15 protein-coding genes and 1 tRNA gene are annotated in these 11,454 nt (G+C 37.1%); 9 read left to right on the forward strand and 7 right to left on the reverse strand.

What is annotated here, in order from left to right:
* Window positions 1–6 precede the first annotated feature (6 nt).
* Window positions 7–435, reverse strand: a complete 429-nt coding sequence (locus M4I44_RS02845) for a hypothetical protein (protein ID WP_249966458.1) — start codon at window positions 433–435, stop codon at window positions 7–9.
* 31 nt (window positions 436–466) lie between these two features.
* Window positions 467–1,057 (reverse strand): thymidine kinase, encoded by a 591-nt coding sequence (locus M4I44_RS02850; protein WP_017496250.1) that lies wholly within the window; start codon window positions 1,055–1,057, stop codon window positions 467–469.
* A 236-nt stretch (window positions 1,058–1,293) separates the two neighbouring features.
* Between M4I44_RS02850 and M4I44_RS02855 the strand changes: the two genes are divergently transcribed.
* From M4I44_RS02855 to M4I44_RS02880, 6 genes are all read left to right on the forward strand, one after another.
* Window positions 1,294–2,436: a hypothetical protein gene (locus M4I44_RS02855; RefSeq protein WP_249966459.1), complete on the forward strand. Its 1,143-nt coding sequence runs from the start codon at window positions 1,294–1,296 to the stop codon at window positions 2,434–2,436.
* Between the two features lie 126 nt (window positions 2,437–2,562).
* Entirely contained in the window at window positions 2,563–3,282 is a 720-nt protein-coding gene (gene rsmI / locus M4I44_RS02860; protein WP_249966460.1) for a 16S rRNA (cytidine(1402)-2'-O)-methyltransferase, read from the forward strand.
* A gap of 145 nt (window positions 3,283–3,427) precedes the next feature.
* Window positions 3,428–3,772: a HopJ type III effector protein gene (locus M4I44_RS02865; protein WP_249966461.1), complete on the forward strand. Its 345-nt coding sequence runs from the start codon at window positions 3,428–3,430 to the stop codon at window positions 3,770–3,772.
* Between the two features lie 81 nt (window positions 3,773–3,853).
* Window positions 3,854–5,557 carry a single-stranded-DNA-specific exonuclease RecJ gene (recJ, locus tag M4I44_RS02870; protein WP_017496254.1) on the forward strand — a complete coding sequence of 568 codons (1,704 nt, stop codon included), beginning with the start codon at window positions 3,854–3,856 and terminating at the stop codon, window positions 5,555–5,557.
* A complete protein-coding gene (locus tag M4I44_RS02875; RefSeq protein ID WP_017496255.1) occupies window positions 5,544–6,827 on the forward strand; it encodes an MFS transporter in 1,284 nt (427 codons plus the stop codon). Before recJ ends, M4I44_RS02875 begins: the two co-directional genes overlap by 14 nt.
* Window positions 6,828–7,030: 203 nt before the next feature.
* Window positions 7,031–7,387, forward strand: a complete 357-nt coding sequence (locus M4I44_RS02880; RefSeq protein ID WP_017496256.1) for a hypothetical protein — start codon at window positions 7,031–7,033, stop codon at window positions 7,385–7,387.
* Window positions 7,388–7,428: 41 nt separating this feature from the next.
* On the opposite strand, the gene M4I44_RS02885 is transcribed toward M4I44_RS02880, so the two are convergent.
* From M4I44_RS02885 to M4I44_RS02900, 4 genes are all read right to left on the reverse strand, one after another.
* Entirely contained in the window at window positions 7,429–8,172 is a 744-nt protein-coding gene (locus tag M4I44_RS02885) for a UDP-2,3-diacylglucosamine diphosphatase (RefSeq protein ID WP_249966462.1), read from the reverse strand.
* A gap of 122 nt (window positions 8,173–8,294) precedes the next feature.
* Window positions 8,295–8,744: a 6-carboxytetrahydropterin synthase gene (locus tag M4I44_RS02890; RefSeq protein ID WP_017496258.1), complete on the reverse strand. Its 450-nt coding sequence runs from the start codon at window positions 8,742–8,744 to the stop codon at window positions 8,295–8,297.
* Window positions 8,745–8,775: 31 nt separating this feature from the next.
* The gene (locus M4I44_RS02895; protein WP_249966463.1) at window positions 8,776–8,952 is read right to left on the reverse strand and encodes a hypothetical protein; all 177 of its coding nucleotides are present in this window, start codon (window positions 8,950–8,952) and stop codon (window positions 8,776–8,778) included.
* A 127-nt stretch (window positions 8,953–9,079) separates the two neighbouring features.
* Window positions 9,080–9,844, reverse strand: a complete 765-nt coding sequence (locus tag M4I44_RS02900) for an enoyl-CoA hydratase/isomerase family protein (protein ID WP_249966464.1) — start codon at window positions 9,842–9,844, stop codon at window positions 9,080–9,082.
* Between the two features lie 195 nt (window positions 9,845–10,039).
* Between M4I44_RS02900 and M4I44_RS02905 the strand changes: the two genes are divergently transcribed.
* Together M4I44_RS02905 and M4I44_RS02910 are read left to right on the forward strand one after the other, a co-directional pair.
* A tRNA-Ala gene (locus tag M4I44_RS02905) sits at window positions 10,040–10,113 on the forward strand.
* Window positions 10,114–10,172: 59 nt separating this feature from the next.
* The gene (locus M4I44_RS02910) at window positions 10,173–10,421 is read left to right on the forward strand and encodes a GIY-YIG nuclease family protein (protein ID WP_017496261.1); all 249 of its coding nucleotides are present in this window, start codon (window positions 10,173–10,175) and stop codon (window positions 10,419–10,421) included.
* A 108-nt stretch (window positions 10,422–10,529) separates the two neighbouring features.
* On the opposite strand, the gene M4I44_RS02915 is transcribed toward M4I44_RS02910, so the two are convergent.
* A complete protein-coding gene (locus M4I44_RS02915) occupies window positions 10,530–10,706 on the reverse strand; it encodes a hypothetical protein (RefSeq protein ID WP_249966465.1) in 177 nt (58 codons plus the stop codon).
* 276 nt (window positions 10,707–10,982) lie between these two features.
* On the opposite strand from M4I44_RS02915, the gene M4I44_RS02920 reads away from it, so the two are divergent.
* The gene (locus M4I44_RS02920; RefSeq protein WP_249966466.1) at window positions 10,983–11,363 is read left to right on the forward strand and encodes a hypothetical protein; all 381 of its coding nucleotides are present in this window, start codon (window positions 10,983–10,985) and stop codon (window positions 11,361–11,363) included.
* Window positions 11,364–11,454: the final 91 nt, after the last annotated feature.

The following is an 11,454-nucleotide window of genomic DNA, read 5'->3' on the forward strand; positions in this document are numbered from 1 at the left end:
GTTAAATTATTTGTACTGATCCGGCGTTATCATAATCTGAAACAGATAATTTTCTTTTTTGTCATCGTAATTATAGATCAGGGTAAAATCATTATCCCTAAAAGCTTTAAGCCCCGGATTTGCTTTAACCGTACTTAGGAGACTTTCTTCTATATTTCGCTTAATCACTTCAATTTCGGCAGTTTCTTTTTCAACATTTAACAAAGTCAAATTGTACTGAACCACTTTATCTTTAGGCAGTGTAACATTATCCAGACGAATTCCTTCCTGAATGGTTAAAGGGCAATTTTCGTTGTATTTTGCAACCAACTCAATCATTCCCTTATCTGTTACAGGCTCTTTAAAAGAACAATATGCAATCAAAGCCAGCAATAATGCCGCAATTGCACACACTATTAAAATGGTTGAATTCTTTTTTTTAGTTGGTTGCTGCATCTGTTCGTTTGTTTGGTTAAGAAAGAAAACTTTATTTATCCTGAATCTTTTTCATGGCATTAAAATAGGCTGCACGGCTCAGTGGCTCGTACTCTTCCGTTTCGCCAAGCATCACTAACTTATCATTATCGGTTTTACGAAAACTGTAATTGGCAAGATTTCCTGTTCGGGTGCAAACCGCATGAACTTTGGTAACATATTCGGCGGTTGCCATAAGTCCCGGCATCGGTCCAAAAGGATTTCCTTTAAAATCCATATCAAGTCCTGCAACTATCACACGAATTCCCTGATTGGCGAGATCGTTACATACCGTCACTATCTCATCATCAAAAAATTGTGCTTCATCAATACCGATCACATCGCAACCTTGCGCTAAAATAGAGATATTGGCAGCCGCCGGAACCGGAGTAGAACGAATTTCATTGGCATCGTGAGACACCACCATTTCGTCATGATAGCGGGTATCAATAGCGGGTTTAAAAATTTCGACTCTTTGTTTGGCAAATTGGGCGCGCTTTAATCTGCGGATTAATTCCTCGGTTTTACCCGAAAACATTGATCCACAAATAACTTCAATCCAACCAAATTGTTCTTTGTGATTTACTGTATTTTCGAGAAACATTTTGTATTTTTCTACCTTTAAAAATGAATAGTTTTTATTACTTTGTACTGGTAATAAATCGACGTAAAAAATCGCAATTTTTCACTTTTTCAAAAGTAGAAAATTTTTATCAAATCGAAGATTCGCAAACGCGTATTAACAGAAATAAAAAAATATCTTTCAGATTTCGGCGACGAATGAAGACATTCAAATACAAAATATACTAAAATACCCTATTCACTATAATTTCAACAGTTATGAAAAAAAAATTGGAAGCCGATTTAATCAGCATTGCTCATCGAATTTTAAAGCTTAAAAACAAATCCGATATCAATCAATTGTATCTTGAAACGCAGAAATTATATGAAAAACTAGCGGTTTTAAAATTTGTAGATGAAAATTTCGACACTCTGAAGCCAACCATTGGCCATAGCGAAATCCATTCTGAAATTGAAGCCATCTTTGAAAAAGAAGAAGAAATAATTCCAACAGAAGTTCAGACCGAAACTCCGATAATCGTTGAAGAAATAGCAGCTGAAGAACCTTTACAGCCCGTAATTGCTGAAGAAATTACTGCTGAGTCGCCAAAAGAATCAGATCCGGATCCTGAAACTCCTGAAGAAGCAATTGGTGAACCCTCGGAAGATATAAATCCGGAGCCTGAGATTTTCGAAGAGGTAGCAACAGAAATTCCTGAAGAAACAGCAGCCGAACCAATTGTAGAAACCATTGCCGAACCGATAGCCGAAATCGCAGCCGAACCAATTGTTGAAAAAATGGAAGAACCAATTTCAGAAACAACAAAAGAACCGGAAACTATGGCAGAACTTTCGTTTACAACTATTAGTAATTCTAAACCGATTCCTGCTTTTATTCCTGCTTTCGAACTGGACAAATCAGAAGAAGTACAAGAAGAAAAGAAACCGAAAAAAGAGGAGCCAAAAGCAGAAAACCCATCAAAACCGGAACCTGTTCACATTTCTTTTGAAGAGATATTAGGTGTAAACTATGCCGATGCGCATTTTGTGAAAGTAGACAGTTTCGAAGCAGTTTCTCCTACTCCAACACCAACACCGTCAATCAATGAATTCAAAGAGCAAAAAACAGTTGAAACAACTGTATTAGAAACTCCAGCTGAACCGAAAGCTGCCACTCTAAATGAAAAACTGGCAAAAGGTTTTCACATTGATCTAAACGACCGAATTGCCTTCACTAAAAATCTTTTTGGAAACAGTTCAGAAGATTACAGCCGCGTTTTAAATCAGTTACTGACTTTTGACACTTACGGTGAAGCAAAAGAATTTATTGAGGATATGGTAAAACCGGATTACAACAACTGGGATGGAAAAGATGATTATGCAGAACGTTTCTTAGGAATTGTAGAAAAGAAATTTTCATAAAAACTAAAACACAAATTACACGAATTAGCACGAACCTTTTGTTTGTAAAATTCCTAAAGACACTTAAAATTTGTGTCAATTAGTGAAATTCGTGTCCAATAAATCCATTTAGAATTCAGAAAAATTATGTCTAAACTATATATCGTTCCCACGCCAATTGGCAATCTTGAAGACATGACTTTTCGTGCCATTCGGATTCTGAAAGAAGTCGATTTGATTTTGGCGGAAGACACCCGAACCAGTGGCAAACTGTTGAAGCATTTTGAGATTGGTACGCACATGCACAGTCATCACATGCACAACGAGCATAAAACAACCGAAAATTTAATTGCACGTCTGAAGGCGGGTGAAAATATCGCCCTGATTTCAGACGCAGGAACTCCTGCTATTTCAGATCCCGGTTTTTTACTCACGCGTGCCTGTGTCGAGAATAAAATCGAAGTGGAATGCCTTCCCGGAGCTACCGCTTTTGTTCCGGCCTTAGTCAATAGCGGATTACCCAATGACAAATTTGTCTTTGAAGGTTTTTTACCTGACAAAAAAGGGCGTCAAACTCGTTTTCTAACTTTAGCCGAGGAGACCCGAACCATGATTTTATATGTTTCGCCACATAAACTGGTCAAAACTTTAGCCGAATTCATTCAATATTTCGGAGAAGACAGACAAGTTTGCGTCTCTAGGGAATTATCGAAACTGCATGAAGAAAATGTACGCGGAACGGCTAAGGAAGTTTTAGCACATTTTGAAAAAACAGCACCACGCGGCGAAATTGTCGTGGTGGTTGCCGGAAAAACAATAGAAAAAGAAACGAAGAAAAGTAAATATTCGAAAAACGAAGAAGAATAAAAACTTCATTGGTTTTTAAGCCCCGGTTTGTCACATCGAGCGAAGTCGAGATGTCACAAACGGTTCTCGACTTCGCTCGAACTGACACTCGACTTCGATCGAACGGACAACAAGATTATATATAAAATAGCAAAGCATAAACATCATGAGCATACAAGCCTTTTTAGAAAAAGTAAAACAAACTCCAAACGAAATAACATTCCCGGAAACTATTACAGTAATTGAAGAAAACTACAACTTCACTCCAACTGCTTTCCAAAACGGAACACAACATAATGCTGCCGGAGAAAATTCCGGTTCCTGCAAATTATTCTCTTTCGCAAAACTACAAAACTTAACTAAAGACGAAACTTTGGCCTGTTTTGGAGCTTTCTATTTTGAGGAAGTTTTGGGCGATCCCAACGGGACTAATCATCAAAACATTAGAAACTTCATCAATTTAGGCTGGGACGGAATTCAGTTTGAAGGAAATGCTTTAGAACAAAAATAATTATCTAAGATTTTTGATTAACGATTTTTGATTTCAGAAATCAGCAATCTAAAATCAACAATTTAAAATCTAAAATCAACCATGCGTTGGACCATAAAACCAAAACCTTCTGAAGAAAAAATCAAGCATTTAGCACAAGCTTTAAATGTAGAAGATTTTGTCGCAACACTTTTGATTCAGCGTGGCATAGAGACTTTTGATCAGGCAAAGGATTTCTTTCGCCCTCAATTAGAACAGCTTCACGATCCATTTTTGATGAAAGACATGGATAAAGCGGTTTCAAGAATAGAACTGGCGATTAAAAATCAGGAAAACATTTTGGTTTTTGGTGATTATGATGTCGACGGAACAACGGCCGTTTCTTTGGTTTCTTCCTATTTGAAATCACATTATCCCAATATTGCAACTTACATACCGGATCGTTACGATGAGGGTTACGGAATTTCTTTTAAGGGAATTGACTTTGCCGATGATAACGGATTTTCATTAATTATTGCTCTCGACTGTGGCATAAAATCGATTGATCATATCGCTTATGCAAAAGAAAGGAACATTGATTTTATCATCTGCGATCACCACAGACCCGGGGATTCTCTTCCGGACGCTGTCGCCATTTTAGACCCAAAAAGAGACGACTGCTCTTATCCTTATGATGAGCTGTGCGGCTGCGGTGTCGGTTTTAAACTCATTCAGGCTTTAGGAACAAACAGAAACGAAACCATACATGATCTCGTTCCCTATCTAGATTTAGTTGCCACGGCAATTGCTGCAGATATCGTACCTATAACGGGTGAAAACAGAATCCTGGCTTTTTATGGCCTACAGGTTATCAATTCTGACCCAAGACCCGGAATCAAGGCTTTGGTACATCAGGTAAAAAAGAAAACATTAGACATAACCGATGTTGTTTTTATCATCTCTCCGCGAATAAATGCAGCAGGAAGAATCAAACATGGCAATCATGCTGTGGAACTGCTCACAGAGTTTAATTTTGAACAAGCACAGCAATTTGCTTCAGAAATTGAGCAATACAATGCAGACCGAAAAGATCTGGACAAAAAAATTACAAAAGAAGCTTTTCAGCAAATTGCAGCAAACAACGAACAAGATCGATTTTCGACGGTTGTTTTTCAGGAAGACTGGCACAAAGGTGTCATCGGAATTGTGGCTTCCAGATTAATCGAAACTTACTATCGCCCTACTTTGGTTTTTACCAAAAGCGGAGACAAGTATGCTGCGTCAGCAAGATCCGTAAAAGGATTTGACGTTTATAACGCGCTTGATGCCTGCTCTGAACATCTGGAACAATTTGGAGGGCACATGTACGCCGCAGGAATGACCCTGAAAGCCGAAAATTATAAAACCTTTAAAGAAGCCTTTGAAACACAAGTTTCTGCAACCATACTTCCGGAAATGCGAACACCGGAAATAGAAATTGACGCTGAGATAAATTTCAGCGACATCACTCCAAAACTAATCCGTATCCTAAAACAATTCGAACCTTTTGGCCCACAGAACATGACACCCGTTTTTATGACTTCGGATATAAAAGATACGGGCTATGCCAAAACTTTAGGTGCTGAAGAGGAACATTTGAGGCTTTTTGTAAAGCAAAATAATTCAGATGGAATTGCTGCAATAGGATTTGGTCTTGGAAAAAAATTAGACCTCGCAAAAAATCAAAACCCATTTCAGCTGGCTTATTCTCTGGCTGAAAACGAATGGAACGGAACCGTTTCGAACCAACTTATGCTTAAAGACATCAGAACAAATGGAAAAAAATAATTCAACTAAACCTGATCCGTATCAGGCATTACGTTACAGAGAATTCAACGTATTTTTAATATTGCGTTTTGCAATGGTTTTTGCCTGGGCAATGCAGTTTATCGTAATCGAGTGGGAAGTTTACAGCATCACTAAAAATCCGCTATCGCTTGGAATTATTGGTTTAATGGAAGTTATTCCGGCTGTTTCAATGGCACTATTTGCCGGACACATTGTCGATCAAAGAGAAAAGAAAGGATTATTGGTAAAATGTATTCTGGGCTTTTCGGTAATCAGTTTCGGATTATTTCTGGTAACCTGGCCAAGAGTTGTTGGGGGTCTATCTTCAAATGTAATTTTATACTCCATTTATATCTTAGTCTTTTTAGGCGGATTAGTCAGAGCTTTCCTTGGACCGACTATTTTTTCTCTTTTATCCTTGATAATTCCTAAAAAAGCATATCCCAATGCCGCAACCTGGAGTAGTACAGTTTGGCAAATTGGTGCCGTATTAGGCCCTGCCGTTGCCGGTTTTTCAATCAATTGGATTGGGGTTCACTGGTCGATGTGTCTTGTTTTCGGATTCTCTGTGCTTTCCTTAATTGCCTTATCACAAATCAGCAAAAAGCCTATTATAAATCCGAAGATTGGAGAATCAATAAAAGACAGTCTTACCGAAGGTTTAACGTTTGTATTCAGAAACCAAATTGTATTAGGAGCTTTATCACTGGATATGATTGCAGTACTTTTTGGAGGTGCCGTAGCTTTATTGCCTATTTTTGCTCAGGATATTCTAAAAGTCGGCTCAGAAGGATTTGGTATCTTAAGAGCCGCCCCGGCAGTGGGTTCTTTTATAACAATGCTGGTTTCGGCTTACGTACCTCTCTATAAAAACGCAGGAAAAAAACTTTTGATTGCCATATTCGTTTTCGGATTATCGATCATCTTATTTGGCTTTTCTACCTATTTTTGGCTTTCTGTTTTTGCTTTATTTTTAAGCGGACTTGCCGATGGAATTTCAGTTGTAATCCGTCAAACTATTTTACAGCTTAAAACTCCAGATCACATGCGCGGACGCGTGGGTGCAGTAAACTCTATTTTTGTTGGATCTTCTAACGAGCTGGGAGCCTTTGAGAGTGGTGCAACTGCCAAATTAATGGGAACTGTTACTTCAGTAATTTTTGGAGGTAGTGTCACACTTCTAACTGTTTTAGGCTTTGGACTGATCTCTCCTACTTTTAGGAATCTGGATCTTCAAAAAGACATGGACGACCATCATAATATGGAGTAAAACATTCAAATTCTAATTTTTCAAATTCCAAAATTTCAGTAAAAGAGGTTTAAACCTCATAAACATTATATGTTTTTTGACTTAGACAGAAAACCAAATTAGGCTATATAACTTATACGATTAAAAAAAACATTTTTTTAAGACTTTTTTATTTAGAACAAATATAAATAATATCTATATTTGTTGAAATAAAAGAATCTGTAATGAGAGAAATAGAACAATTATATCATAATAATTTTGGAATTGCCTTTTACTGGAAAAAGGAAAACGAAACCATCACCGATAAAGTACAATTGGTTTTTAAAGAAACCGGATTTTATTTCACGGTTCAGGAACTGAATTATTTTTGTGATTTAATTGAAGACAGTATGATTGAAAATGCTTGTTGTGAAGCTTGCGAACTAAAAAACTCCTGTCATAAATTCCTGCTCAAAACTCCTTGCGCTGCAATAGATTTGGCGGTTTCTATCAAAGAATTAAAATCAATCAAAGACTTAGTTGAAGGTTCTTTATTCAGAATCGAACTGGATGAATATGTTTACGGAGTTGGTTTAAACTAAAAAACGCTCAAAATCATTCGTTTATAACAAAAACAAAGTGGTTATTTCTCGAATTTTTTAAGTTCAAAGTTTTCTCCGTCAAATACTCCGTAAGTAAAATAGCCAATCCAGTCGCCTAAATTCACATAATTAGAATCTTCTCCAACCGGAAGAACCATCGGTAAATGGCGATGACCAAAAATAAAATAATTGTAGTGTTTGGTCTCCAGTTTACGTTTGGCGTATAAAACCAGCCATTCGTTTTCTTCTCCCAGGAATTTTACATCTTCATCCCCTGAAATCAATTTGTTTTTAACGGATAAATACTGTGCCAGACTTACACCAACATCGGGATGAAGCCAACGAAAGAGCCATTTTGAAAACGGGTTAGTAAAGACCTTTTTCATACGTTTATAGCCTTTGTCCCCCGGTCCTTTCCCGTCACCGTGACCAATTAAAAAGGTCTTTCCGTTAAAAGTAAACTCCTTGTTATCATGATAAACCGGAATATTTAATTCGGTTTCAAAATAATCATCCATCCATAAATCATGATTTCCCACGAAAAAATAAACAGGAATACCACTATCACGAATTTCAGCCAGCTTACCTAAAATACGAACAAATCCTTTTGGTACAACGGTTTTATATTCGAACCAAAAATCAAACAAATCCCCCAGTAAAAAAATAGCTTCTGCATCTTCTTTCACCTCATCCAGCCAGGCCACAAATTTCTTTTCGCGTGGCAAACTCAACTCTGACGTTGGTGCTCCGAAGTGCTGATCTGAAGCAAAATATACTTTTTTCATTTAGATTATTAGATTGTTGGACTTCTTAGATGCTGGACTTCTTAGATGTTGGACTTCTTAGATGTTGGACTTCTTAGATGTTTTAAATTGTGAGATCGCTTGACTTTCGACTTTTGACTAAATTAATTATCTGAAGCGTACCATTCGGCAAACGAAGATTCGGTTTCCTGTAGTTTAAGGGAGAAAAGGGAAATCTCCTTAGGTAAACGTGCTATAATTCTATCTGCAAAATCAACTACCATGTTTTCGCTTGTGGGCTGATAATCTACCAGAATTACATGGTGACCGCGATTCTTCAATTCATTTGCCAATTCGATATGTGGTGTTGTTTGATTAAAAACCGTCGCATGATCAAACTGATCGACGATTTCTTCCTTTACAATTTTCTTTAGATCCGAAAAATCAATTACCATCCCGAATTTCACATTCGATCGGTCTGTAATTGGCGAACCAATAACCGTTACCGATAATTTATAACTGTGTCCGTGAACGTTCTTGCATTTCCCGTCGTAACCGTATAAAGCATGTCCGGTTTCGAAACTAAATTGTTTTGTAATTCTGATATTACTCATCGATTTGAATTTTAGGTTGCAAATTTACAAATTAATAACCGTTCTCGTCTCTTTTTTTGGCTCTGTTATACATCCAATATGCAATTCCGATTAAAACAACGAAAGGAATAAAGGATCCGATCACCACTCCTATCTGATAACTGCTGTCCGGAGCAGCCTTAATTTTCTCTGCAACATCAACTTGCTGTAACAACGAAATAATCCTCATCTTGATTTATTTTTTATGTTTCACTTCAAAAACATTTCAAATTTATGCCTGTCTGACGCTTCATCCAATGACAAATATCATAATCCAAAATCTCTGAAAGGAACCAGATAAAAATTTTAGGATTCCGCTATTTCTTAAACTGCTCTAAAGCATTTCTGCTAAAGTCCGACAAAACTAATTTTCCCGTTATAGAGGCACGCTCGACAAGTAAAGATTCCCAGTGTTCGGTTCCTTCCCAAATAATTTTCTTCATTTCGTACAAAGCTTCAGGATTATACAAACTTAATTGTTGAGCAAAATCTGCTACCGCAACATCTAAATTTTCAGCATTATGGATTTCGGTGAACAGTTTATTTTCTAATGCCCATGCTGCCGATTTCCATGCATGTGCCGCCAAGGTCATTTCGGCCATTGCAGCTTTTCCAATCTTACGTGAGACCGCGGGTTCAATCACAAACGGACCAATTCCGATGGCCAGTTCCGACAATTTCACAGCACTTTCAGGAGTCGCAAAAACATAATCACAAGCCGAAATAATTCCGACACCGCCACCAACTGCTTTTCCCTGAACACGAGCCACAATAATTTTAGAGCAATTTCGCATCGCATTCAGCAAATGAGCAAAACCGGAGAAAAAGTGTGCTCCCTGTTGTTCATTTTTCACAGCTAACAACTCGTCAAAAGAAGCACCTGAACAAAAAACTTTCGCCCCTAAGCTTTGTAAAACAATAACCGAAACGGCTTTATTCTGACTTAGAGTATTAATTTCGGAAGTTAAACGATCTAATAATTGTCTCGGAAAAGAATTGCTGGCCGGATGCCCAAATTCAACTGTTGCAACAGCATTATGGTAAGTAGTCTGTAAAGAACCTTCAAGTTTTTCTGCACTCATAAAAATAAATTTGATCGTAAAGTTACGGTTTTGAAAAATATTTTCATCGGAAGTGATTTGAAATTTGCTTTTTGAAAATTAATTGACTTTATTTGCTATCGCTTTGGGGGATTAGCTCATTTGGCTAGAGTATCCCGATGAAAAATCGGGAAGGTGACAGTTCAAATCTAATGTTGTCCAACAAACAAAACACACGGGGGATTAGCTCATTTGGCTAGAGCGCTACGCTGGCAGCGTAGAGGTGATCGGTTCGAATCCGATATTCTCCACTAAAGTTTTTATAAAAAATACCCAAACGTACGTTTGGGTATTTTTGTTTATAGCCATTATGTTCTACTCTTACATCATATACTCAAAAGCGCTTGACAAATATTATATCGGTTCCTGTCAGGATGTTGAAAAACGACTTCAGGATCATTTAAACAGTAGAAGCAATTACACAAAAGTTGCCAAAGATTGGGAACTAAAATATTATGAAACTTTTCCAACCAGAAGTGAAGCCTGCAAAAGAGAATCACAAATCAAGAAGATGAAAAGCCGAAAATATATCGAAACCCTAATCAAAACAAAAGGCTAGAGCGTCCCGATGCATCGGGAAGGTGACCGGTTCGAATCCGGTATTCTCCACAAAAAAACCGTATTTCTTTATTGGAATACGGTTTTTCTAATTTAAGGAGAAAATCTCTTAGCGTTCATTCGCAGAATCTTCAGCGTCTACTCTTTCTTTCTCGGCTTTCTTAAAATCATTATTTAATAAATCCGTCAGTTTCTTTTTCTCTTTCTGATTTTTTTTGATTGTAAATACGATCACAATGATTACAACGGCCGCTACAATTCCAATCACTACCCAATTGATTTCCATAACTTTAATTTTGAGTTAAAAATAAAAAATTAGAAGTTTTGCGACATTACCAAAAAGTTAAGCCTTAGCCTTATAAAAATGCGGAGAGGAGAAATTTGCTAACAAAGAACAATCTCTCTTGCCTAATATTATATTCTTTATCAAAAAGATTGCATTCTGGTACTTTCATGAAATATAGAGACCAGACCTATAAATAAAAGTTAAATATATCAAAAGAAGAGAGTTCGGAATTGTTTTTGTGAAACTTATCGAATACAACTTTTAAACGCCAAAAAAATGAAGAATTTAATTTTACTCCTAAGCTTAGTTTTAATTACCTCTTGTTCGTCAAGCGACGAAGATACCCAAGGTGTTTTCTATTCTCCTTCCTGGATACAAGGAAGCTGGAAAGATAATACCACCGGAGCGATCCTTACTTTTACCAAAAATGATATCAAATACAATTCTGACGGAAACACCTATTCTTTCAGTAAAAATCAAATTAGGACTTCCTCCAACCAAATCATTCCACAGCAAATAGCTAAAACTGATAATCTGTATATTGTAGACTTTGGTCAGGCACTTGAAGGGTCATTAATCCGATTTAACTTTTTCAAAAAGAGTGACAACACAATTGAGTCAAAAGGACATTTACCCGGAAATTATACCAGGCTTTAAATCCAGATGCGGCAAGTAAGCACCACAAAATATCCCACCTAATAACAATCGTACAAAGACAAAACTTTGCGCCTTAGCGACTTTGCGAGCC

Origin of the sequence: Flavobacterium sp. B183 (assembly GCF_023539155.1) — a bacterium.
In the GTDB taxonomy this organism is placed as follows: domain Bacteria; phylum Bacteroidota; class Bacteroidia; order Flavobacteriales; family Flavobacteriaceae; genus Flavobacterium; species Flavobacterium tructae.